We start from the raw sequence: 24,688 nt of genomic DNA, 5'->3' as shown, positions 1-24,688 counted from the left end.
CGGAGCTGCTGCTCCAGGGTGCTGAATCATCATTTTAGTTAATGAATCTTCAATTATTTTTTGTATTTTGATGCTTTGCCTTGGCTTGTTTGGCCTGTGTTTTCTACACCAAACTCGGCATTGTATTTTTCATCAGGTGTTTGGAAATTATCTTGTACTTTGTGTTGAGCGGATTGCTTCACTTTAGCTGCTGCATTCTCTTCTCCAAACTCTGCATTGTACTTCTCGTTTGGCGTTTGGTACCCTTGTGATTTTTTAGCCACAACGAATCACCTCTCTCTTCATATTTACGCTGCATTGCTGCACCGCGGGGTTCGTCCCCAGTCAGTATTATGTGAAGAGAGCACTTCAGTTATTCATGTGAACATGTGAAATTATATGGCCTTGTCCAACCAGGAGTCCGGTACGGATTTGTACACGTCAATCGCATCCGCCAATTCGCTGAGCATCTTTTCTGTGCACTTCCCAGCGCCTTGCCTGATCACCTGGACCTCCACATCCTTTTTACCCCATTCCTTGTACACTTGCTTCGTTGTCGGGAAATACAGATCGATTTTATTGCCTTTGATCGCTGAACCGGTATCTGCAACAATCCCATATCCATAGCCCGGAATGTACAGAATGGAACCCATCGGGAATAATTTCGGATCAGCCGCAATTGTGGAAACTGTTTCTTTATCACGACGTACTTTTACACCGGAATACGTAATTCCGTATTGAGGATGTTTTGGTCCTTTTCCTGTAGACTCCACACCTGCCGTATATCCCGTTGCTGTAACCTTTTGTGTACCCAGAATTTGTTCTGAACGCGGAGCAAGCACCGGCATAGACGGATCTGCCACTTGTTTCTCAGGAAGCTCAGGCCTTGGAATGACCATCGGTTGCGGTGACCACAATAAAGCCATATACACCATCGTTGTCAGCTGTGCCTCATCGCTGTATTGAACGCTGACCTGTTCCGGAAATTCCTGAATAGGCTTGCTGTAAGTCTCAATAACCGGACCTTCACTGCTGCTGTTGCGACTCTCGATATGCAGTACTGCACTTTCCTCTTCAAATGTATACGCATCCGCCTGATCCAGTCCAATGATCATCCCGGCGAACATCACACAGCCAACCAGTAAACCCCGTATATGTTTTTTTTGAATTGAGAATTGCTTTTTCATTGTATAACCTCCCCCTCACTGCAAAGGTTTTCCAAAAAGCAATTAATCTATACTTTTCACAACAAACACGACGAAAAAACGCCTGAATAACATAGTTCAATCCCATGTCATTCAAGCGTTTTTCTGATTGATCAGCGCAACTTATGCACTGGTTATCTGATAGATCATTTGTTCATTTACACCAAACGTGTTGCAATTTCCTCTTTCAGTTGAGCGATAATCTCATCGAGCGGTTTCATGCCCAGATCGCCTTCTCCACGCTTACGCACGGATACCGCTTCTGCATTACGCTCATTCTCACCGACAACAAACATATAAGGCATTTTCTCCAGCTGTGCCTCACGGATTTTATATCCAAGCTTCTCATTCCGCAGATCGGCTTCAGCAGAGATTCCCGCACGTTTCAACTTTGCTTCCACTTCACGCGCATAATCGTCAAAGTTTCCAGATACCGGGATGACTTTCGCCTGAACTGGAGACAACCACAGCGGGAAAGCTCCTGCAAAGTTCTCCAGCAAGAATGCTGTGAAACGTTCCATGGTACTAATTACACCGCGGTGAATAACGACTGGACGATGTTTCTGTCCGTCATCTCCCACATATTCAAGCTCAAAGCGTTCAGGCAACAGGAAGTCCAGTTGGACTGTAGACAAGGTCTCTTCTTTGCCCAGTGCTGTTTTGATCTGTACATCCAGCTTCGGACCGTAGAACGCCGCTTCACCTTCAGCTTCATAGAATGGAAGGTCAAGTTCTTCCACAACTTCACGCAGCATGCGTTGAGACATTTCCCACATCTCGTCGTTTTGGAAGTATTTCTCGGTATCCTTCGGATCGCGGTAGGACAGACGGAAACGGTATTCGTTGATACCGAAATCTTTGTACACCGTTTGAATCAATTCGATAACACGAGCGAACTCTTCTTTGATCTGATCTGGGCGTGCAAAAATGTGTGAGTCGTTCAGTGTCATTGCACGTACACGGTGCAGACCTGTTAGCGCCCCCGACATTTCGTAACGGTGCATCATGCCAAGCTCGGCAATCCGGATTGGCAGATCACGGTAGCTGTGCATGCTGGACTTGTACACCATCATATGGTGAGGACAGTTCATTGGACGGAGAACGAGTTCCTCGTTATCCATAACCATTTTCGGGAACATATCTTCCTGGTAGTGCTCCCAGTGTCCGGATGTTTTGTACAATTCCACGTTACCCAGAACCGGTGTGTATACATGCTGGTATCCAAGACTTTCTTCCAGATCCACAATATAACGTTCAAGAGTCCGGCGCAGCTTCGCACCATTAGGCAACCAGATTGGCAGGCCTTGTCCGACCAGTTGGGAGAATGTGAACATTTCGAGCTCTTTACCCAGCTTGCGGTGATCCCGTTTGCGAGCTTCTTCAAGGAAGTGCAAATGCTCGTCCAGCTGTGCTTTTTTCACAAAAGCCGTACCATAGATACGTTGAAGCATTTTGTTTTTGCTATCTCCACGCCAGTAAGCACCCGCGACATTCATCAGTTTGAACACTTTGATTTTGCTAGTCGATGGTACGTGAGGACCACGACACAAGTCGAAGAATTCGCCTTGCTCATAAATCGTAATCACGCTGTCTTCTGGCAAGTCACGAATCAACTCAAGTTTGTACGGATCGCCTACTTCTTCGAACGTTTTGATCGCGTCCTCGCGGCTAACTTCCTTACGTACAATTGGCAAGTTCTCGTTCACAATACGTTCCATTTCCTTCTCGATCTTTTGCAGATCTTCAGGATTGAGCGCATGTTCAAGGTCCATATCATAATAGAAACCATCTTCAATGACAGGACCGATACCAAGGCGTACCTCTTTGTTACCATATAAACGTTTCACTGCTTGAGCCATCAAGTGAGCTGTACTATGACGCATCACTTCAAGTCCTTCTGGTGAATCCAGAGTTACGATCTCCACCAATGCTCCCTCATGAAGCGTTGTGGACAAGTCCACCACGATACCATCCAGCTTGCCGGCTACGGCATTTTTGCGCAATCCACTGCTAATCGAAGCGGCTACGTCCTCAATAGTGCTGCCATCTGCGTACTCACGTACCGAACCATCCGGTAGTTTAATGTTAACTGCCATTTGTCTCATTCCTCCTGTAAATGTAACTCTCGTGTCCAGATGTTCATGGACTGATTATCTATTGCTATTCCAGTCAGTATGCAAAGGAACGCAAAAAACACCCGTCCCGGCAAAGGGACGAGTGACATATACTCGTGGTTCCACCCTAATTCAGCTGATTCATTCCTATTCGGAAATACAGCCCTCATTGGCATGTCGATAACGGGCATGACCCGGCAGATCCTTACTCGCGGATAATCCCCAATAAAGGCGATATTCTAACTCCACTTTCAAAATTGCAGCTACAAAGGGGTAAACCATACGTGATATCCGGAGGAAATTTCAGCCAAGGTTCCTCTCTCTGCACCGATCTTGCGTGTGGTTGTTGTCTTTGTCAACGCTTTTGGTTCAATGGTTCACATGAAAAAATCATGGATCAACAGTTATTATAATTGCCGAGATCACTTGCGTCAAGACCTGTCAACAATCCTGAACGCAGTACTTCACATTCGGGGCAATGATGACATATTTGCACCTTGTCTTCAAAGATCTGGCATATGGTCGAGATGATCGGCAAATCCGGGGTGCGTGTATGGAGCATGACTTTCTCTGGAGAGATCGAAATGAGTGTACTTACAATCATATCTTCAATATCCATCTCCAATTCCAGACCCGGCATCTCTACGACGACCTGCTCATCCTTTTGCACGGGTAACAGATTAAGTCCGGCATCAAGCACCTGAAATTCATGCATTCCCTTGTGCACAAGATGGACCAGAGGCACTTTGGCTTCCTGAAAAAACACAAAATATTTTAACAGCCCCATAAACTCTTCATACTGCCGATCCATCCAGAACTCATCCAGCGCATACTCCACTAATTCCTGAAGCTCCTGCTTATATGGACGTATGCGGAAATTGATAATGCCTTCGAGATGAAAAAAATGAACATCCTCCAGATCCTGACGCAGTCCACTGGCCAACGTAGTACGGCGGCGCTCCCGAAGTCCGGGTTGATCCAGATCACCATTTAATAGTAGAGGCATACATATCCGATTAACCTTTTCCACCTCGTGCTCATCCATGACAGAACATGCCTTGGCAATCATATCCTCCACCATGTTCCGTTCTTGCGTCTCCATAATGAAGTCAGCGAGTCCAAGGGAGAGCAGATCACTGATCCGGGGAAGCCATTGCTGGAAGTCTTCGTGATTCTCATTCCCTCTGCATACCCAGGTTGCTCTTCCATCATTATGTTTGAAGGTGAGCCGAAATCCTCTTTTACTTATATGTAAACCTTTGGTTTTTTCCTTGACACAACGATAAAATTGATCTGCTTCCTCTTGCCCCGATACATCGGTCCATACAGCGAACAGTTCCACAAGAATCACTCCTTTCCTTCCTGTTCAAAGTATATGGCAAGGCTGATGGGGATATACGAAGCGGATTGATGGAAAGCGTGTCATGATTTCTCAGTATATTATGAAGAGGTTTGGAGTTAAGACAAAAATGTGTTATTATTTTAATAACAGTATGTTTCACGGAAAAGGAGGGAAGCCAAAATGAGACAACAACCTAGAATACTCCACTACACCATTATTATCATTTTGTGCGTTTTCCAAGCCTTGTGCTTCCCTATTCCGATGCAGTCCGAGTCTGCCGTTGGGGTGTCTGTTGACGCAACTTCCAATAAGGAAGTGTTGCTACAAATACCCGAATCCCAGCAGAAACCTGTTATTCGCAAATATCCACAAGTCATGTCCAAGCTGATTGCGGTTACGCATAATAAGCCTGTCTTTCTTGTCCTCGCATTGTTATTGATGCTGCGAATCCCTACAACGGGTCTGTCCTTTAAACCGTGGTATTGTCTGTTCAAACGCAGATTATTTCTGCTGCCTATTAAGTTTACCAGCATGTATGTATCCCTCACCCCAATGGCACCAAAATACGTGAACGCTCTTCACTAGCCGTTACGACGTATTTACAGGTTGCTTTTGCATGGAGACACCTCTGTATTTAAGACGGTGTTCTTGTGCATAACTTATAACCCTTTTAGCACACGTTAGATAAACGAATGTTTATGACAGTACCTATTTTTGTTGTACCCACACCGACAAATTCAAATCATATGGCTGTGTCAGGAATTTCTGGCTCTGTTTACCCGCATCATTTGATGTTCCTTTGAGCAGCAGATTATTCATTTTCGGGAAATAAGCCTGTCTTCTGTGGCCAGCCCCTAATTATAAGGAGGCAACAATCCATGGATGTACGCGAAACAGACTTGCCGGGAATCGGCAAAAAATTTCAGATTGAAACAAGCAGCGGTGATAAAATCGTCATTATTATTCACGATGACGGTCGCCGGGAAATGTACCACTTCGAGTATGATGATCCCGATCAAAGTATCTCGATGATTACGCTTGACGATTACGAAGCACGACAGATTGCTGCTATTGTTGGCGGATTGACTTACAAACCGAAGCAGCTTGAAAATATTGAAGTAACGTTTGACGACCTCATTATCGAGTGGTACAAAATCGAAGCATCCTTCGGATGTATCGGTAAATCCATTGGTGAATTGGACGTACGTCAAAACTCTGGGGCAACGGTGATCGCCGTTGTAGAGAAAAATCACAAAAAACATATCAGCCCAGGTCCGGAGGTAGTTATCAGTGCAGAATCCACGGTGGTAGCCGTTGGCGAACGCAATCAGCAGAAACTGTTTAAATCCCTCCTCCTGACTGGAAGGGGGTAAATAGATGGATCATCTGATATTCGAAGTAGGTCTGGCCCTTGTGCTCATTGCGGCAGCCGGCCTTTTATCGGCAAAACTAAGATTTTCGGTCGTTCCATTTTATATTCTGATCGGTATGGCCGTTGGCCCACATGCCATGAAAATCTGGCATCTGGACTTCCGTTTCATTGAAAGTCAGCCTTTTATTGATTTTATGGGTCGGATCGGTATTCTGTTCCTGCTCTTCTACCTTGGACTTGAATTCTCGGTAGGTCGTTTAATTAAATCGGGCCGCTCTATTGCAGTTGGCGGCTCGATCTACATCGGAATTAACTTTACGCTGGGATTATTATTTGGTTTTATGTCCGGCTTCCCGGCTGCAGAAGCACTCATTATCGCAGGTATAACCACCATCTCTTCCAGTGCCATCGTAGCTAAGGTACTCGTCGATTTGAAACGAACGGCCAATCCTGAGACAGAGATGATACTGGGAATCATTATGTTTGAAGATGTATTCCTCGCTGTATATATCTCGATCTTGTCCGGACTTGTGCTCAGTGATTCATCCTCCATCGGAGGCGTCTTCATGTCCGCACTCATTGCCCTCGGATTCATGCTTATCGTGATTATCCTTGGACGTAAAGCAACACCGCTCTTAAACAAATTGCTAAAAATTCGATCGAATGAGCTATTCTCTCTCGTTGTATTCGGAGCCTTGTTCCTGGTAGCCGGTTTCTCTGAAACCATTCATGTCGCCGAAGCGATCGGTGCATTGCTGGTTGGACTGGTGCTTGCTGAAACAGAACATGCGAAACGGATTGAGCACTTGATTCTGCCGTTCCGTGACTTCTTCGGAGCAATCTTCTTCTTCAGCTTCGGATTGTCCATTGATCCGTTGTCCCTGGGTGGCGAAGCCGTATGGCTGGCTCTGATTGCAGTTGTTATTACATTGTTCGGTAACTTCCTGGCAGGCATGCTGGCTGGACGCAGTGCAGGACTATCTCCCAAAGCATCGGCCAATATTGGTTTAACCATTGTGTCACGGGGTGAATTCTCCATCATCTTGGCCAACATGGGTAAAGCCGGTGGACTGTTACCAATGATTCAACCGTTTGCCGCGTTGTATGTACTGATTCTGGCCATTCTGGGTCCTCTATTAACCAAAGAGTCCAAACATGTATTCCGTTTATTGGATAAAATATTCAAGTTCAAAGATAATCGTAAAAAGAAAGAAGAACCGAAGGTTCTGCAGAAAGAAGGATAATTCTTATGTCTGTACAGAACAGACATAATATCGTACTTCGCGGCTCTACGCCGATCTTTCTGTGATTAACCCAGGGAGAATGGCTCGAAAGCCGCACAAAGGAGGCTGACCTATGAAAGCACCTCTGATATCGGCTAATCCGGTGCCAAACACCGCCAAGACCAGAATATCTTCTACCCGCCGCTGGTTAAATTTGTTGCTTGTGATTGCGGGCGGAATTCTGGCCTCCGTGGGACTTGAATTGTTCTTACACCCCAATAAGATCATTATTGGAGGCATTACAGGCATTTCCTCACTGTTCGCCCACTGGACCGAAATGAGGATTGGATTGTTCCTATTTTTATTCAATGTTCCGTTTATATTTCTGTCCTACAAGATTGTGCAGAAGAAATTTGTACTGGTAACTGTTCTAGGTCTGGTTGTCTTTTCGATCGGTGCCATTGTGCTTCATCCCATGCCGCCACTTGTAGAGCATCCGCTGGCTGCCGCCATGTTTGGTGGATTATGCCTCGGACTCGGAATTGGGCTTGTCGTGCGGTATGGTGGGACACTGGATACGCTGGAAATCGGTGATCCGTCTTCCCGTCCACCTGAACGTGTATTTAGCGGGAAACGGATGCTTATCGAAAAAATAATCATGCTGCTTAACTTGTTGATACTGACAGCCGCTGGTGTTGTCTTTGGCTGGGACCAAGCGATGTATTCCGTAATCGCCTATCTTATAGCTTATGAAATGGTGTACATTGCGTTCAGGGGATTCTCTTCCAAACGCAAAATATGCATTTTGACTACGCAAAGCTCTCAAGTTGAAAAAGCTGTACGCAAACGGCTGCGCCGTGAACCTGGAACGCTGGAAGCAGCTTCTGACTCAACACAACTCGCTATGGCGGATGGGTGGATCAAACAGATCCCGGGTGCACTTTATTATGAGGTACACGTGCTGGAGATGATCTGGTTGAAGTCCATTGTGCGTCACATTGATCCACATGCGGGCATTGTAACAAATCCGGAAAAATAAAAAACGCTCTCTTACCCTATGGATGGACAGTATTGTCCACCAAGGTCAGAGAGCGTTTTTTTGTTATCAGACTTAATAGTGATTATAGTTCAACGATGGCTTTGACTACATGTGAATCTGGCAATAACCATTGGTCTATTGCTGTAGGTAACTCATCAAATTCCACGCGGTGTGTGATATACCCATCCATGCTTAATTTCTTTTGACGCAAGGTCGACAGGACCTGTTCAAAATCTGCTCGGGTTGCATTTCGGCTACCCAGGATGCTCATCTCCCGCTTGTGAAACTCAGGATCATGAAAGGTAATATCCGCTTTTACCAGCCCTACAAAAATGAGTTGACCACTATGCGCCACATATTGAATGGCTTCATTCATAGAGTTCACGTTACCGGTTGCGTCAAAAACAGCCGTAGCATAGTCACCTCCGGTGATTTCAGCCACTTGTTGTACAGTATGTTCATTGGCCTGTACCAGGTCATCGGCTCCAGCCCAAGCCCGGCTAAGCTCCAACCTGTCCAGATTACGATCAACGGCAATAACACGCGCCCCCGCCTGTTTGGCGAATGCCATCACGCCAAGTCCAATGGGGCCAGCTCCAATCACAACCACATGCTCACCAGGCTTGATTCCTGCTCTCCTAACGGCATGGGCACCAATGCTTAATGGTTCTACCATCGCCGTCTCATCCAGCGTCAATCCTTCTGCTGAGAGCAGATGTGAGACAGGCACGCTGATTTTTTCTCTCATGCCTCCGTCGACGTGCACACCCATGACCTGCATGGACACACAGCAATTGGTTTTTCCACTGCGACATGCAATACAATGACCGCAATGCAGATACGGAATAATGCTTACCTGATCCCCTGGCTTTAGCCCTGCATCGTTCGGACCGATCTCTTCAATAACAGCCGCAAGTTCATGACCGAGTACGCGAGGATAGGTAAAGAATGGCTGATTGCCTTTATACGCATGCAGATCCGTTCCACAGATACCAATCCGCCGAATGGAAATCAATGCCTCCCCTTCTGCTCTTTCCGGTTGAGGAAGATCTTGGAGCTCTAAACGGTCTATCTCTTCACATACAATGGCTCTCATCATTGTTCCCCCTTGGATGCTTCTGATGACATGTTGTTGTGCTTTGGATTATATTCAGGACGTCCGCTGGACCACGTCTCATTATGCATTGGAGCCAGAATACGCAGCACTTCCTCCAGCAGACTCTGATCTATCGGTTCTTCTATCCACGTTGCGTTATTGATGATATTGCGTTGGTTGGCACTGCTCACCAGTGTTGTGGGAATTTGTTCATTCGCCGTCGAGAATTGAACAGCCAGTTTGGCAATGTCACTGCCTTGTTCTGCACAGAAGCGGGCAGCCTTCAAGCAGAGCTGTTTCACCCGTTCATCTGCCGGATGCCAGGCAGGAGCACCTCGGGTACTTAACAAGCCCATAGAAAGAGGCGAAGCATTAACAAGGCCAATTTCTTTCTTTTCCAACAAAGGCAACAACGATAACAATGAAGTATCATTCAATGAATAATGGCAATACGATATAATGGCATCCGCATCGATCTGTGGCAGAACCTTCTCGAACAACGGTAAAGGCAATCCGCATATCCCCGCCTGACGAATAACTCCCTGCTCTTTCAGCCGCAGCAATGTTGGAAAAGCTTCTTCTACAATAATCTCTGCTGGTACAAATTCAATATCATGCAGGAATAAAATGTCAATATAGTCCGTATGCAGTCGATTCAGACTCTCTTGCACACTATCCAGAATCCGCTGACGTGAAAAATCAAACTCACTTTCCCCATACCGTCCGGCTTTGGTGGATAAAATATACGAACTGCGCGGCAAGCTACGAATGGCTTCACCCAGTACCGTCTCTGCCTTCGTCAGTCCGTAGTAAGGTGAAACGTCTATGTAATTCATCCCCGCATCAACGGCAGCATGTACGGTGCGAACCCCTTCGTCTCGGTCAATGTCACGAAATACAGAACCGAGTGAGGAAGCTCCAAAGCTCAATACAGATACGTCCAGTTCCGTCTTGCCAAGTATTCTTCTCTTCATCGGTTAACCCCTTCCAGCGTGTCTGACTAAACAAGTTCCCTTTCATTGTAACAGTTCAATTTCAATATAAAATATCGCCAATTGCGTAAGATGTACTGTTTAATGACCTTGATCCGCAGAATAAAATCAAAAAAGCCCGCCGTCTCTCCAAACGGAGTAGTCGGCGGACTTGGCTTTATCAATACTCATCTACGATCAGTATTGATAAGCGTATTTTCTAATAAAAATATTAGTTCTGCATTACGAAATCTTCATGCACGGAATTCTCTTCGTCGAACATGCGCACGATGTCATATCGCGTGTTACGTTGTGCCGGAATATAACCGGACTCCCGAATCAAACGGAGAATGGATTCAATGTTAACTTTATATGTTGCACCAGCAGCAGATACAACGTTCTCTTCAATCATAGTGCTACCGAAGTCATTACAGCCAAATTCAAGCGACTTCTTACCGATCTCAGGACCCATGGTTACCCAAGAGGATTGAATGTTCTTGATATTATCCAGCACCAGTCGGCTGATGGCTACAGTCTTCAAGTATTCTTCCGGCGTCTGACGTTCCAGTTTGAGGTTCGTATTATCCGGTTGGAAAGTCCAAGGAATGAACGCCAGGAAACCTTCGGAGTCATACTTGTTCGCAATACATTCGTCCTGAGCTTCACGTACACGGAGCAAGTGCAATGCACGCTCTTCCATCGATTCGCCAAGGCCGATAACCATTGTTGCCGTAGTGTTCATGCCGATGCGGTGTGCCGTTTGCATAACGTCCATCCAATCCCGCCATGAACCTTTCAAGCGGCTAATCTTCCGACGTGTGCGGTCATCGAGAATTTCAGCGCCGCCGCCAGGCAAGGAATCCAGACCAGCTTCGTGAATGGCACGGACGACCTCTTCCAATGTAAGACCATCGGAAACTTCAACCATTTTCATAATCTCAGCTGGTGAGAACGAGTGCATCGTGATGTTCGGGAACCGCTCCTTGATGGCTTTCAACAGGTCTGTGTAATAGCTGAAAGGCAGGTTCGGATTCGTTCCGCCTTGCATCAGAATCTCGGTACCATTCACATCTTCCGTTTCCTGAATCTTCTGGAAAATAACTTCATCCGGAAGCACGTAACCTTCATCCGAACCAGGTCTGCGATAGAAAGCACAAAAACGGCAGTACACATCACACACGTTCGTGTAGTTGACGTTACGCCCAATTACAAATGTTCTGTATGGTTCAGGGTGCATGCGTTTCATAATAACATTAGCAGCTGCCCCGATTTTGTCCACTTCATTCGATTCAAATAGCTCAATCGTGTCTTCCAAGTCCAAACGTTCGCCCCGAAGGGCTTTATCTAAGATACGGTCTACCGTACTCATCGTAAAAAAGCCTCCCTCATGAAGAGAAATTATATAACGATCCGTCCCAACTTGTTCAAGAGAAGCAAGTTCTGGTGGCAACATCGTATTTCTGTACTCCACATATCGTAACACAGGTTACATGTGAAAAAAAGCACCTTATGTACAGGTGCTTTAAAAATAAGTAAAAATTTTTACATATGGAATCAAATTTATTCGATATTAAACGATACGCATAGGCATATTCGGGTACCCTTCTTTTCTAGGATTCCTGAAGTGCTTGTTCCAAATCTACAATCAGATCTTCAATGTCTTCCAGACCCACAGAGAAACGCAGCAACCCATCTGTAATACCTCGGTCACGGCGAACCTCAGCCGGCATTGCCGCATGAGACATCATCGCCGGGTAAGACAAAATACTCTCCACAGCTCCCAAGCTTACAGCAACAATGGGTAGCTTCACCCGGTTAAGGACTGCTTTTGCCCGATCACCTGAACCAACGTCAAACGAAACGACAGCTCCATATCCTGTTGACTGACGCTCATGTGCCTCGCGGCCCGGATGATCCTCCAGCCCTGGATAAAAGACAGCGGTAATATCACTGCGCTCATTAAGCCAAGCCGCCAGTTTGGCTGTGCTCTGTTCACTGTGAGCCATGCGAGCCCCCAAGGTTTTCATGCCGCGCATCAGAAGCCAGGATTCTTGTGCACCAAGTACAGTTCCGAGTCCATTTTGCAACTGTTTCAGTTGTACGCCAAGTGATTCCGTTCGAGCAACGGCTAACCCTGCCAACACATCACTGTGACCCCCGAGAAACTTGGTAGCACTATGTACGACGATATCCACACCCAGCTCAATTGGACGCTGATAGTAAGGTGTCATAAAGGTGTTATCCAGAATCGTGATCAGGTCGTGTTCCTTCGACCAATTAGTCACGGCAGCGATATCCGTGATTCGCAGTGTCGGGTTGGACGGTGTTTCCATATAAACCGCCTTGGTATTTGGCTTGAGCGCCGCTTTTACTTCATCTATATTGGTCATGTCTACAAAGGTCGTCTCGATCTGCATACGGCTTAATATGGAAGTAAGCAAACGATACGTACCTCCATATACATCTTCCGTTACAATCATGTGATCCCCTGCGGAGAACATCATGAACACGCTGGATATTGCGGCCATTCCCGATGAATAGGCGAATCCTCGTGCTCCACCCTCCAGCAGTGTGATGTAATCTTCCAAAGCCTGACGTGTCGGATTACCCGAACGACTGTAATCATGTTGAGGTGGATTGAAAATATCAAAATGATGGAACGTCGAAGCTTGATAGATCGGTACACTTGAGGCTCCAGTTGTTTTGTCGATCTCATCACCGAAATGAAGCAATTTGGTATCAAATTTCAACTCGGAATTTGGCTTGTTATTGGACTCACTCATGAGTGCACGCCTCCTTCCACTTCCTGTTGTGCAGCTGTCAGAGCATTGCCGAGATCTGCAATCAGATCATCTGCATGTTCAATACCCACGGAGAATCGAAGCAGACGGTCATCCACACCTACGGCGTCACGAATTTCAAGCGGTATATCCGCATGCGTTTGTACCGCCGGGTAAGTCATAAGTGATTCTACGCCACCAAGACTTTCGGCAAAAGCGATCAGTTTGATATGACGCAGCAATGGTTCAACATAACGTGCATCCTTCACTTTGAAAGAGAAGATACCTGTGTTACCCGTGGATTGTTTATTCTGAACTTCATACCCCGGATGATCCGACAAGCCTGGATGATAAACTTCACCCACCGCTGGATGCTCAAGCAAGTATTTGGCAATGGTAAGCGCATTGTACTCGTGACGCTCCATGCGAAGAGCCAGCGTTTTCATGCCTTTCATCAACTGGTAGGAGTCACTTGGAGACAACACGGCCCCAATTGAATTATGCAGGAACGCCATTTCCGCAGATAATGCCTCACCCTTAGTTATGATTAATCCGGCTAACACATCATTGTGTCCGCCCAGATATTTGGTAGCACTATGAATGATGATATCGGCACCCAGTTCAATCGGGCGTTGGAAAAATGGAGTCAACAACGTGTTGTCAACAATCGTCAACAGGTTGTAACTTTTCGCCCAGGAAGCGACAGCTTCAACATCGGTAATCATCATCAGTGGATTGGTTGGTGTCTCGATGAATACAGCTTTTGTATTCGGCTGACGAACATTCTCCAGTGCTGCAAGGTCATTCGTGTCCACATAACTTGCAGTTACGCCGAAACGGGACAAGATGCGTTCAAGCAGACGATAGGTTCCGCCATACAGATCCAGCGATACAATCAGATGATCCCCTTGACCAAACATGGCAAAGATGGTTTGCAGCGCGGCCATACCCGAGCTACAGGCGAACCCTGCATCACCGGACTCCAGCGCTGCGGCTGCTTCTTCCAACACTTTGCGTGTTGGGTTGGTCGTACGAATATAATCAAACCCCGTGCTTTGTCCAAGCTTCGGGTGGCGAAACGCAGTGGATTGATAGATCGGAAAGTTAATGGCGCCTGTTACCGGTTCATTGATGGACCCAATTTGTGCTAAGCGGCTTTCGATTTTCAACTTGTTGTTGTCTTCCATTGCTGCATCCTCCTGTAATCTCGATTAGATTTGCGGGCCAATATCGTAAGGTGTTTCTTGATACACATAGTAATTGAGCCAATTAGAGAATAATAAGTTGGCATGAGCGCGCCAAGTAGCCGGTGGCACACGGGAAGGATCATCATTCGGATAATAATGTCTAGGCAGCGCGATATCCAACCCTTTCGCTGCATCCCGGTCATACTCCCATTTTAATGAGAAGGGGTCATACTCGGCATGTCCTGTGGCAAAAATCTGTTTGCCGTCTTTGGTAGCAACCAGGAAAATACCGGCTTCTTCGGATTCAGCCAAAATCTCTAAATTCTCATTCTTTTCAATATCTTCACGTCTCACTTCCGTATGACGGGAATGTGGAACGTTGAATACTTCATCGAATCCACGCAACAACGGAACATGAGGCTTGTTGATCGTATGCGGGAAGACGCCAAAACACTTTTCATCAAGCGCAACCTTGGGTACGTCAAAATGATGGTACAAACCTGCCTGGGAAGCCCAACATATGTGCAGAGTTGAAGTCACATTGGTTTTGGTCCATTCGAAGATCTCCTGGATTTCATTCCAATAGTTCACATCTTCGAAATCCATCTGTTCCACAGGGGCACCCGTAATGATCATGCCATCGAAACGACGATGTTCAATCTCATCGAAGGTTTTATAGAACAAATCCAAATACTCCTGTGACGTATTCTTCGACGTATGGGATTTCGGATGCACCAGAACGACATCCACCTGAATGGGTGTGTTTCCCACCAGACGAAGTAATTGTGTTTCGGTCGTTTCCTTCGTAGGCATCAGGTTTAATATAGCGATACGGAGTGGACGAATATCCTGCTTGTATGCAGAAGTTTCATCCATGACGAAGATATTCTCTCCTTCAAGTACTTCTTTTGCTGGTAGAGTATCGGGTATTTTGATTGGCATGGTAAGTCTAACTCCTCCTTGTGCATAAATAGATGCAGCCACCGCTGGCTTGATGTCTTCACATCAATACAGTTATAGGCTGCCATGAGCTTGTCTCCAAACATTGAATTGAAGTTCCATCCAAAGTTACGACAATCTCAAGTTCCTTAGCGAAAATCACTGCTGAGAAGTCGGGGCATATGACAAAGACCTTCCTCGGATTTCGAGAAAGGTCATATGTAAATAGATATGCGCCTCTCTCATCTCTCAGTTACAACAGTGTCACTCGGACACTTGGTCGCTGCAAGAATTAGCACCGTGCGGTATACCGCCGGTTGCCGGGTTTCATCGGGCCAGTCCCTCCACCTACTCTTGATAAGATTTCGCTGTATTAAGTTTTAATTTAATATGGTTCACCGTCTACTTTATTACATTAATGCCATCACGTCAAGTTGCAGTTCTACGTCTGCATTCCAGATCGGAACCGTTCATCATCCGTTGTCATACACTGCCTCAGGGCGCGAAATAGACACATTTTTGCGCTTGAAAGCACCCTGTACCAGCGGTATACTAAACAAGGTGTTATAAACCCTTATGTGAGAGGTGACATATTAAATGGATGGCGACCCGAGGCCTGACTGGCAGCCGAATTCCGACAAACTGCATAGAGAATTGACATCAGCATGCCGGCAGCGGGACGTGACTTCCGTTTGATTATATAGTGAACGCAGCCCTGATCTCCAGGCTCCGCTGCCGACCGGCTGATTTGTTCTTTTTGCGCCCATAATGATAATATCCGCCAGGTTGGCGGGTGCAGAAGGAGTAGATTAACGATGAAAATCCGGTTGGTTAACAACGGTGTATTTATTCCGGTGGACGACATTCAGCAGGCGCTGACTCCACCAGCGGAAGGATTTTACTGGATTGATGCGGACGTAGATGATTTGGCGGTACTTCAGCCGCTGTTCTTGATGCATGATCTGGCAGTGGAAGACTGTCTCAGTGATGAAGAACAACGTCCGAAGATTGAAATTTATGAGAACCATTACTTTATTGTGATTAATAGTATTCGTTTCGATGATGAAGAGATATTTCTACGTGCGGTGAACTTGTTCCTCGGCAGACATTTCATCATTAGTGTTACGAAGCAGAAGGTCAGCGAATTGCGCACACTGAAACCCATCCTGTGGGAACAGGAAATCAGCACACCGGATCGTCTGCTCTACTTGCTGGTTGACTTGATTGTTGATAATTATTTCACCGTAGGTGACCGAATTGAAGCCCGGATCGAGAAGCTTGAGGAAGACATTCTGATGCACACCAAAAAGTCACATCTGAATGAAATCATCGGGCTGCGCAGTGAGATTCTGTGGCTGAAGAAAGTGCTCGGACCTCAGAAAGAGGTTATTAACACACTGAACAAAAAAGATCTGCGTCTCATTGATGATCAGCTGCAAAAGTATTTCAGTGACATCTATGAGAATGCTGTAAAAATATCTGAAACCTTTGAAACATATCGCGACCTGATGGGCAACTTACGAGAAGCCTACCAATCCAGTATTGCGAATCGGGCGAATGAGATCATGCGTGTGTTTACCGCCATTACCACGGTCTTCATGCCGCTGACGGTCATTACCGGTATCTACGGCATGAACTTTACGAATATGCCAGAGCTTAACTGGAAATACAGCTATTTTGTTGTGATTGGCCTGATGGTCACACTGGGCCTGAGCATGTTCTTCATTTTCCGCAAAAAAGACTGGGTATGAACTAGAATGAAATGAAATAACAAAGACGAAGCGCTCCTGTGGGAGAAACGCCTCGTCTTTTTTCATTTCCTTCACCTAACCTACATTCTGCTCTGTCTCTGCATGCCGACGAAAGCGGATTCGAATCATGCGTAGTCTTTCATAGACCTGCTCCAGACTGCCTCCGTCGGGCTTCTCTCCTCCATATACCTTATGTAATACTGGCTTCAGGAACGTATCTCCCAGCTCCTCATACGCACTCCATACGGCCTCTTGTTCGTTCTCTGGCATCACTGCCAGCTCCACATCCAGAAGACAATCGGTATCATAACCTTCGAGATCCAGTGTCTCTAACAGCTCAATCAACTCACGTCGGGATAATCCAGATCGATTAACAATCTCCTCTAAAGTATATCCTTCCTTCATACCTTCAAGCACTTGCTTGCGCGTGGTGAACTTGTCGAGTTCCTGCTTGTACTTCTGCTCTCTCTGCTTATATAACCAGCTCTCATACTCTTCTTCCTTCAGTGCTGTGTATACCCAGTCCAGCGGGAATGTCGTTGAACGCTCCAACCCATTCGTAATCTCCATCCACTCCGTACCATACTCGGTTGCTTTGCTCTCCCCTACGCCGGGCAGTTGCATGAGTTCATCTATCGACTGCGGTACAAAGGCACTGATCAAACGCATCAGGCGGTTCGTTGCAATAAAATACGGTGCCTTCCGGTCAGACACAGCTCTCTTCCTGCGCCATGTGCACAGATCCGTATATAACTGCTCATTGCCGTATAGTTCACTGTAACAATGGAGCCGCTGTCCACCATAACTGCGTGACTTCAGATCTTCATTCTCGTTAAATAAACCCTGCAACTGAGGTCGGTACCCCTCACTCATCTGTATGGCAAGCTGATGACGGTAGATATGAAGCAGCTCCTCCCAAGAGGTCCCTTCGTACCAAATGCTGTCCTCACGCTCTCCTTCCTCGTAACGACTCCATCCCAGCTGCCAGCTATCATCCTCTTCCCCAATCCATAGCTGCGCATACTCTGCATTCTGATCTGATGTTCTGGACAATCTGTTCATGAAAATAACTTCCATTTTCCGTTCCCTCCCTTTAACATTTCAGCCTATACGGTTAGTTATGCTACCTACAGGCGCACAAAAAAACACCTCTCCTGCAAAATCCATGCAAGAGAGGTGCTTCCTCATTAACCGTGCTATGCTGTTGCCCATATCATACCACAATGGTAAAATTCGTCAATCCCTTATTGTTCTACTTGTTCAACGCCAATTTGGCAAGCGCCAGCGAACCGCACAGCCCTGCATTGTCGCCAAGTCCTGGCGAAACAACATACTGTTCAATATCGGATTGAAGTGCCGGATGCTGAACGTATCCTGCAAGCAACTCCTGCAGTTTGCTGCGAACCATCGGGAACAGGTGCTCCTGCTTCATAACCCCGCCACCCATTACGATTTTCTGCGGTGAGAGAATCAGAACATAGTTCATCAGTGCATGTGCAAGGTAATGCGCCTCGATCTCCCATGCTTTATGATCTGCTGGCAGTTCATAAGCCGGTTGCTCCCAACGTTTGTTAATGGCCGGGCCTGCTGCGAGACCTTCGAGGCAGTCACCATGGTATGGACAGAAACCCTCGTATGTATCCTCCGGATGTCTGCGTACAATGATATGTCCCATCTCTGGATGTGACAATCCATGGACCATTTTACCGCCAACCACAGCACCTGCACCAATGCCTGTACCCACAGTAATATACAGACAGCTCTCAAGACCTTGTGCAGCGCCCCAGGTTGCTTCTCCAAGTGCCGCACCATTCACATCCGTATCAAATGTCATCGGTACATCAAAATGCTCCTTGAGCTTGCCAATGACGTTATACTGTCCCCAATGTGGTTTCGGTGTTGTTGTAATATAACCATACGTTGGGCTTCCTTCAATCGGATCAATCGGGCCAAATGAACCTACGCCCAGAGCTTCAATGCCTTTGCCTTCAAAAAACGAAATCACTTGAGCCATTGTCTCTTCCGGTGTCGTCGTGGGAAAACTTACGCGTTCCAGAACTTCTCCATTTTCCGTGCCAATACCACATACAAATTTGGTTCCGCCTGCTTCAATTGCGCCTAAGATCGTCATGTTAGTCACACTCCCAAGTTAGTTTAAAAAGGAATTGATATTGCTTTACTTGATGACACTATAATTACCCTGCTACTTAATCTCCAGCTTGGACAATCGTTTCATTAACGTCTGCCTCCAGCTGTCTGACAGCGCAGGAATGGCCAGTAACGCCTGAATACCTTCGGCATTTTCTTTCCCCTGATGCATAATTCGATTGGCTTCAAGAACCGTCATTGATGTAGGGTCGGTGCTTATTCGTCGAAATATCGACGAAGGCCTTACCTCCCCTTCTTGCAGTACACGAAAGTAAAAGCCCGTATGCCCACTCTCCTGAAAATAAACAGGAAGTTCCTTATAGTCATACCTCGCACCCAGCTTGAAGCAAGGTTGTCTGGGCTGACTGACCTGCACCGTGGCTTCGCCCAACTCGTACACATCACCAATCCGTACGTCTTCTTCGGCACAGCCTTCAACCGTCAGATTTTCTCCACAAGCTCCCCAGTCCAGCTTGCGATCCATCAGCTGTTCCAACGCCGGATAACGACTGTAATCGTATACACAAACGGCCTTGTCAGGTCCGCCATGATGCACCAGATCCGCCTGGGCATCCCCTGTCATTCCAGAGAATGACAGGAAAACCGCGTCGGTTACAGGATGTTTCACAATGCCGCTCATCACTTCACGCTTCTGCCCAGGGAGCGGCTGCGGCAGACCTACATTAATAGTCAGAACTGCTGTGTTGCCTTCCCCTGACTTTCGATCAGATGTGAGTGTCATTTGCATCATCCCTCCCATAATTACTTTCTTTTAACGCACAGAGCCACCAAATACCAGTGCATTACTCAAGAGCCGGCCTGGTGAAGTTAGCATTTTGCCCCCGGCATACATACCCGAGGAAGCACCGCCATCCAGATTCATGGCTTGTTTGGCACCAAGCTTCTGCATCACCGCTGCCCACTCCTTGACTGTCGCTCCGGAAACGGTAGCCAGCATAACAGAACCGTCCGCCATGATCGCAATACCACTTCTGGCTCCCGAAGCATTAAGAATCTTGGCATCCTTGAAACCTTCGCTCGTCGGATTAACAGCTACCTTGCCGTCTTTCACCAGACGGGGTCCTGCCCCAACAGCAGTCACTACATCTTGCCAAGGGATCTCTTTGCCTGCGGCGTTCGTATACTTATAATTCATTTCTACGGTTGAACCAACGGTGAAACGGTCCGAAGAAGACTTCTGATTACCTGTGAACACCAATACCGAGCCATTCTTAGGAATCGCTACATTCGTATTGGGTACTTTTTTGGTCACGACACCATTCTCCATGACAACCGCAGTTCCACCTTTGAACCCGACTGTAGCACCTCTTTCAGGTGTATACAGCATCGTAATGCTCGCGTTCGCTGAAGGTGTTCGATTAATAAAGGTTGCATACCAACTGCGTGATTTGCCTTTCGTATCTGTCACTTTACCTGTCAGGCTCACCTGAAGTGAATCCATGATCGCCGAGCCGTCTTCCTTAAATCCGATGGATGTTCCATATCTACCAATATGTATGACCTTACCATTTGCTATTAACATGCCATATGGATCTGGTGCTCCGTTATATGCTTCAAAAAATGCTCCGTTAATGGCAGCTTGTGCGCCATAAGCTTTCACTATCGATGGCAATGTTGCCGTTTGGCCCACTTGCTTCTTCGCGAGTCCCACCGTAACCGGTGTTCCCTTCGGAATCGTAACCGTCTGTACGGTAAAATTGCGTCCTGCTGCTTTTACTTTCTGTACTTTGGTGCTAATTGCTGCTTTGGCATCCGCTGTCTGTGGCGCACTTACTGCTCCCGAAAGAATTACGGGCAAGGCCAGGACGAGGGCCATAGCCCCTGTCCACCACTTTTTACCTGTTCGTACGTTCTTCATGTTGCTCACCCTATTGCCACTCCCATCCAAGAGCCAAGGCTCTTCATCTCAAGTTGTTCAAACTTGTCCATCACCATATCCGGATCAAGACGCAATTCACAGATATCCAGCGCACAGGCAACCGGAACAGCACAATGAATCTCTGCCAGTTTGCGGGACAGATGAAGCATGTCCAGATCATTCTCAATCTTGTTACGCACCGAAGGGGTCAGTTTATCCATGTTGCTCAAAATCCCTTCAATGGAGCCGTATTCCTGTACAAGCTTCAACGCTGTTTTCTCACCAATTCCCCGTACTCCGGGATAATTGTCACTGGCATCTCCCATTAGACCCTTCATGTCAATCACTTGACGAGGTGTCAGTTGTTTCTCAGCCATCAGCGTTTCAGGGTTGTACACCATGTAGTTGCCATGGCCTTTTTTCATAATTATGATACTTGTCCGGTCATTAATCAGTTGCAGCATGTCGTGGTCACCCGTCAGTACCATAACATTCATATCTGTCTCTTCGGTGTAATACTTAGCAAGCGTTCCGATGCAATCGTCGGCTTCGAATCCTTGTGCACCTATATTCGGAATACCCAGGCTATCCATCACTTCACGGATCAGGGCAAACTGGGGAATCAGGTCATCCGGAGCTTCTGCCCGGTTGCCTTTGTAAGCTGCGTATTCTTCACCGCGGAACGTCTTACCGCCCATATCCCAACAACATACGACATGACTTGGCCCAAAAGTCTGAACCGCATCCCAGAAATAACGGATAAATCCGTAGACTGCGTTGGTAGGCAATCCTGCCTTTGTACGTCTGATATATCCGCTTGCAGATGTCGCATAAAAAGCACGGAACAACACCGCCATACCGTCTACCAGCAACAAAGTAGGTTCATTACGTTGATTCACTTGAATTTGTTCTCTCCTGTCCTGATTCTATAGAAATTAAACTAAAGTATATTTACACTTACCATTCCGATGACAGAACAACCTTCTGATCGCTGTTATCCCCAGATTTTTTTGATTCCCTTTTCCAAAGGGGGAAAATCCGGGGATAAAGGCGAACGCTCCGCTTCTTCAGGTTATTTCTGTCCTCTCCATTTTCGTGTAAATGTTTAGTTCAATTTCTATAGCAAATAAAATATCGAACTAATTCTATCATTATAGCATAGTTCCGCCAACCATCGATCAGCCAAAAAAGCCCTGAATTTTGAACAATTCAAGGCTGATATTTAGCACGTTTATGCGTTATTCCATTCCTGTTCGTACGTTTCTTCCTTGAATCCAACCGTCACCTTTTCTCCATCCGTAACGATCGGACGTTTGATCAGACGACCATTGGAAGCCAACAAACGAATCTGTTCATCAGCGGACATGCCCGGAAGCTTGTCCTTCAATTGCTGTTCCTTATACACTTCCCCGCTCGTATTAAAGAACTTCTTCACTTCCAATCCGCTCTTTTGGATCAGTTCTGTTAGTTCAACTTCTGATGGCGGTGTGTCGAAAATAGGGATCAGCTCCAGCTCATGGCCTTGCGCTTCAAGCCATTTCACAGCTTTGCGGCATGTGCCGCATTTGGCATATTGATATACTTTTAAGTTACTCATGTATGTGTTCCTCCAAATGCTCCGGTATCGTGTGACTCCGGTTTCGACTCCTCGCTTCCCTTGGTTTGCTTCGCAAATCCAAAAGTCGCTCCAAATCGATACCATCGCCATGTAATTTTACTGACTTTTGCGAATGAGATCAAAAACACACATTCGGCTATATTTTTTGGATCAAAATCTTACAGCTCTAATCTCTTTAAAAGCTTTAAAAGATTTGAAATCTTAAAAGATTTAACATGAAACTGCTAAACATCAATACATTAAACCATAGAACCATAATGATTAGCCTGCGGCATGTTGTTCGGGTTCATGAAGCATCCCTCACACAAGTTAGCCAGTCAGCGTTACTCACAGCAGGACGAGCCCATGCAGGTACCTGTGAATAGGGTTTAGAACTAAACGCCCCGGCGCAGCTTCCTACAGTTCTTCTCTGGGAGCTGCCTCATCATTCAAACGCTGCTCCAGCGCAGCCATATCTGCTGGAAAAGGAGCCTGGAACGTTATACGTTCCTGTAGAATGGGATGTTCGAACGTCAGCTCACAGGCATGCAAGGCCTGGCGTTCGATCCAGCTGTCCCTTTCATCCCGAACAGCTATGGTCTGCTCATCGATCTCGTGCACAGGTAGTGTCTTGTACATCCGGTCACCGATCAACGGGCAGCCGATAGAAGTCATATGTACCCTGATCTGATGGGTTCTGCCACTTTCCAGCTTAAGACTTACTGCACTGGCGCTGCCTTCTGCCCAACGGGTTAAGGTCGTGTACAACGTTCTTGCAGCGTAGCCATCAGGTGTAACGATTCTGCGATGCGGCTCTTCAGGATCACGATCAATCGGGCCATCCACTGCCCCCTGATTCGGAACAGGGCTTCCGTGTACAAGCGCAATATATTTCTTATCCACCGTTCCCGCAATCATCTGTTCAGACACATGCTGATGCACATAAGGGTTCTTGGCTATTGCGAGCACACCTGACGTTTCCTGATCAAGTCGATGAATCGGTCTGAACCGGAAGCGTTCGCCCTTGGTTTTCCAGTAATGAACAACGCCATTTGCCAAAGTACCCGTATAATGTCCATGCGTCGGATGAACGATGATGCCCGCATCCTTGTTGACAATAAGCAAGTGCTCATCTTCATACAGAACAGTAAAGGGAATAGGTTCAGGCAAAATATCATCCGATTCCTCTTTTTCCATCCGAACTTCAATGACATCACCCGCAGCTACCTTGACGCTAATATACACGCGCTCTCCATTTAACATGACACCTTGTTCGGTCAGCTTGATTTTGGACAAAAGCTTGCGCGACACCAGCAGCCGGCGCTGAAGCACGGTCTTCAGCAGCCAGCCATCTTCTTGTTCGGTCACCGTGTAGACAATCGGCGAATAGTATTGGCTCATTCTTTGCGGCGGAATACTTTTTTGCTCCGCACATATTCAATATCCGCCACCTGTTGTCTCGCGTTGGCCGTCCGTGCAACCACGAAGAAATAATCAGACAGTCGGTTTAGATACCGTCGTACAGACGGATTAATATCTGTATGTTGTCCAAGTGTTACTGTGCGACGCTCTGCACGGCGACATACCGTACGGCACACATGTAGAGCAGAGGATAGCTGACTGCCACCAGGAATAATGAATCGTTCCACTTTTGGATTCTCAGCATCATACTGGTCGATCCATTGTTCCAGACGCGTGACCATTTCATCTCTTACCTTATATTTGGTTTCACTAATCTTAACGAAGGCCAGATCGGACCCACAATCGAATAGTTCCTGCTGAACTTCCAGCAGATGTTCACGCAGATCTTCGAATTCTCCCTGAGCAGAGTCAATAAGGCTGATCGCCTGACCGACAAAACAGTTCAGTTCATCAATCGTGCCATACGCCTCAACTCGATCATCATCCTTGATGACACGTCCACCGATGACCGAAGTCTGTCCTTCGTCACCTGTTCGTGTATATATACCCATTGTTATCCCTCCAATTGTTAATATAATAATGAATACGGGAATGCCATTTTTTCAGAAACCAGTCTATAGCTTTACACGTATATAAGAATTGGT

The 24,688-nt window shown here is 46.6% G+C and carries 23 protein-coding genes and 1 riboswitch; of the genes, 5 read left to right on the top strand and 18 right to left on the bottom strand.

Annotated features, from left to right (window positions below):
- Nucleotides 1–53: 53 nt before the first annotated feature.
- The 4 genes from MKX75_RS08800 to MKX75_RS08785 form a co-directional block, all read right to left on the bottom strand.
- The gene (locus tag MKX75_RS08800; RefSeq protein ID WP_062833472.1) at nucleotides 54–263 is read right to left on the bottom strand and encodes a hypothetical protein; all 210 of its coding nucleotides are present in this window, start codon (nucleotides 261–263) and stop codon (nucleotides 54–56) included.
- 111 nt (nucleotides 264–374) lie between these two features.
- A complete protein-coding gene (locus MKX75_RS08795; protein WP_339169328.1) occupies nucleotides 375–1,166 on the bottom strand; it encodes a 3D domain-containing protein in 792 nt (263 codons plus the stop codon).
- 176 nt (nucleotides 1,167–1,342) lie between these two features.
- A complete protein-coding gene (thrS, locus tag MKX75_RS08790) occupies nucleotides 1,343–3,280 on the bottom strand; it encodes a threonine--tRNA ligase (RefSeq protein ID WP_076330276.1) in 1,938 nt (645 codons plus the stop codon).
- Nucleotides 3,281–3,695: 415 nt separating this feature from the next.
- Nucleotides 3,696–4,649, bottom strand: coding sequence for a putative sporulation protein YtxC (locus tag MKX75_RS08785; RefSeq protein ID WP_076330275.1), 954 nt, complete (start codon nucleotides 4,647–4,649; stop codon nucleotides 3,696–3,698).
- A gap of 171 nt (nucleotides 4,650–4,820) precedes the next feature.
- On the opposite strand from MKX75_RS08785, the gene MKX75_RS08780 reads away from it, so the two are divergent.
- The 4 genes from MKX75_RS08780 to MKX75_RS08765 all read left to right on the top strand — a co-directional run bounded on the left by MKX75_RS08780 (nucleotide 4,821) and on the right by MKX75_RS08765 (nucleotide 8,274).
- Nucleotides 4,821–5,225 (top strand): hypothetical protein, encoded by a 405-nt coding sequence (locus MKX75_RS08780; protein WP_062833469.1) that lies wholly within the window; start codon nucleotides 4,821–4,823, stop codon nucleotides 5,223–5,225.
- Nucleotides 5,226–5,518: 293 nt separating this feature from the next.
- Complete coding sequence (locus MKX75_RS08775; protein ID WP_062833468.1) at nucleotides 5,519–6,013, top strand: cation:proton antiporter regulatory subunit; 495 nt, start codon at nucleotides 5,519–5,521, stop codon at nucleotides 6,011–6,013.
- A gap of 4 nt (nucleotides 6,014–6,017) precedes the next feature.
- On the top strand, nucleotides 6,018–7,256 hold the full coding sequence (locus MKX75_RS08770) for a cation:proton antiporter (RefSeq protein ID WP_062833467.1): 1,239 nt from the start codon (nucleotides 6,018–6,020) through the stop codon (nucleotides 7,254–7,256).
- 112 nt (nucleotides 7,257–7,368) lie between these two features.
- Nucleotides 7,369–8,274: a YitT family protein gene (locus tag MKX75_RS08765; RefSeq protein ID WP_076330274.1), complete on the top strand. Its 906-nt coding sequence runs from the start codon at nucleotides 7,369–7,371 to the stop codon at nucleotides 8,272–8,274.
- 82 nt (nucleotides 8,275–8,356) lie between these two features.
- Here MKX75_RS08765 and MKX75_RS08760 read toward each other — a convergent pair whose 3' ends face one another.
- The 6 genes from MKX75_RS08760 to metA all read right to left on the bottom strand — a co-directional run bounded on the left by MKX75_RS08760 (nucleotide 8,357) and on the right by metA (nucleotide 15,250).
- Complete coding sequence (locus tag MKX75_RS08760) at nucleotides 8,357–9,370, bottom strand: zinc-binding alcohol dehydrogenase family protein (RefSeq protein ID WP_339170404.1); 1,014 nt, start codon at nucleotides 9,368–9,370, stop codon at nucleotides 8,357–8,359.
- Nucleotides 9,370–10,344, bottom strand: coding sequence for an aldo/keto reductase (locus tag MKX75_RS08755; RefSeq protein WP_076330272.1), 975 nt, complete (start codon nucleotides 10,342–10,344; stop codon nucleotides 9,370–9,372). Before MKX75_RS08755 ends, MKX75_RS08760 begins: the two co-directional genes overlap by 1 nt.
- Before the next feature lie 229 nt (nucleotides 10,345–10,573).
- Nucleotides 10,574–11,710, bottom strand: a complete 1,137-nt coding sequence (mqnC, locus tag MKX75_RS08750; protein WP_062835957.1) for a cyclic dehypoxanthinyl futalosine synthase — start codon at nucleotides 11,708–11,710, stop codon at nucleotides 10,574–10,576.
- A 241-nt stretch (nucleotides 11,711–11,951) separates the two neighbouring features.
- Nucleotides 11,952–13,124, bottom strand: a complete 1,173-nt coding sequence (locus MKX75_RS08745; protein WP_076330271.1) for a PLP-dependent transferase — start codon at nucleotides 13,122–13,124, stop codon at nucleotides 11,952–11,954.
- Nucleotides 13,121–14,308 carry a PLP-dependent transferase gene (locus tag MKX75_RS08740; RefSeq protein ID WP_076330270.1) on the bottom strand — a complete coding sequence of 396 codons (1,188 nt, stop codon included), beginning with the start codon at nucleotides 14,306–14,308 and terminating at the stop codon, nucleotides 13,121–13,123. Before MKX75_RS08740 ends, MKX75_RS08745 begins: the two co-directional genes overlap by 4 nt.
- Before the next feature lie 24 nt (nucleotides 14,309–14,332).
- The gene (gene metA, locus MKX75_RS08735; protein WP_062833461.1) at nucleotides 14,333–15,250 is read right to left on the bottom strand and encodes a homoserine O-succinyltransferase; all 918 of its coding nucleotides are present in this window, start codon (nucleotides 15,248–15,250) and stop codon (nucleotides 14,333–14,335) included.
- A gap of 236 nt (nucleotides 15,251–15,486) precedes the next feature.
- Nucleotides 15,487–15,611, bottom strand: a riboswitch (SAM riboswitch).
- A gap of 451 nt (nucleotides 15,612–16,062) precedes the next feature.
- On the opposite strand from metA, the gene corA reads away from it, so the two are divergent.
- A complete protein-coding gene (corA, locus tag MKX75_RS08730) occupies nucleotides 16,063–16,998 on the top strand; it encodes a magnesium/cobalt transporter CorA (protein WP_062833460.1) in 936 nt (311 codons plus the stop codon).
- 75 nt (nucleotides 16,999–17,073) lie between these two features.
- On the opposite strand, the gene MKX75_RS08725 is transcribed toward corA, so the two are convergent.
- From MKX75_RS08725 to MKX75_RS08690, 8 genes are all read right to left on the bottom strand, one after another.
- Nucleotides 17,074–18,060 (bottom strand): HRDC domain-containing protein, encoded by a 987-nt coding sequence (locus MKX75_RS08725; RefSeq protein ID WP_339169326.1) that lies wholly within the window; start codon nucleotides 18,058–18,060, stop codon nucleotides 17,074–17,076.
- A gap of 190 nt (nucleotides 18,061–18,250) precedes the next feature.
- Complete coding sequence (locus MKX75_RS08720; protein ID WP_076330268.1) at nucleotides 18,251–19,129, bottom strand: ROK family protein; 879 nt, start codon at nucleotides 19,127–19,129, stop codon at nucleotides 18,251–18,253.
- 72 nt (nucleotides 19,130–19,201) lie between these two features.
- The gene (locus tag MKX75_RS08715; protein ID WP_076330267.1) at nucleotides 19,202–19,888 is read right to left on the bottom strand and encodes an MOSC domain-containing protein; all 687 of its coding nucleotides are present in this window, start codon (nucleotides 19,886–19,888) and stop codon (nucleotides 19,202–19,204) included.
- 30 nt (nucleotides 19,889–19,918) lie between these two features.
- Nucleotides 19,919–21,025: a phosphodiester glycosidase family protein gene (locus MKX75_RS08710; protein ID WP_076331239.1), complete on the bottom strand. Its 1,107-nt coding sequence runs from the start codon at nucleotides 21,023–21,025 to the stop codon at nucleotides 19,919–19,921.
- A gap of 5 nt (nucleotides 21,026–21,030) precedes the next feature.
- A complete protein-coding gene (locus MKX75_RS08705; RefSeq protein ID WP_017689620.1) occupies nucleotides 21,031–21,924 on the bottom strand; it encodes a 5'-3' exonuclease H3TH domain-containing protein in 894 nt (297 codons plus the stop codon).
- Nucleotides 21,925–22,256: 332 nt separating this feature from the next.
- On the bottom strand, nucleotides 22,257–22,622 hold the full coding sequence (locus MKX75_RS08700) for an arsenate reductase family protein (protein WP_062833457.1): 366 nt from the start codon (nucleotides 22,620–22,622) through the stop codon (nucleotides 22,257–22,259).
- Between the two features lie 417 nt (nucleotides 22,623–23,039).
- The gene (locus MKX75_RS08695; RefSeq protein ID WP_339169324.1) at nucleotides 23,040–24,023 is read right to left on the bottom strand and encodes an RluA family pseudouridine synthase; all 984 of its coding nucleotides are present in this window, start codon (nucleotides 24,021–24,023) and stop codon (nucleotides 23,040–23,042) included.
- Entirely contained in the window at nucleotides 24,020–24,595 is a 576-nt protein-coding gene (locus tag MKX75_RS08690; RefSeq protein WP_036610088.1) for a cob(I)yrinic acid a,c-diamide adenosyltransferase, read from the bottom strand. The genes MKX75_RS08695 and MKX75_RS08690 overlap by 4 nt, the downstream gene beginning before the upstream one ends.
- Between the last annotated feature and the right edge of the window lie 93 nt (nucleotides 24,596–24,688).

It is taken from the genome of Paenibacillus sp. FSL R5-0341, from assembly GCF_037975235.1.
GTDB classification, from domain to species: domain Bacteria; phylum Bacillota; class Bacilli; order Paenibacillales; family Paenibacillaceae; genus Paenibacillus; species Paenibacillus amylolyticus_A.
Note: the sequence above shows the minus strand (reverse complement) of the source record. Positions and strands in the feature narration are given on the sequence as shown.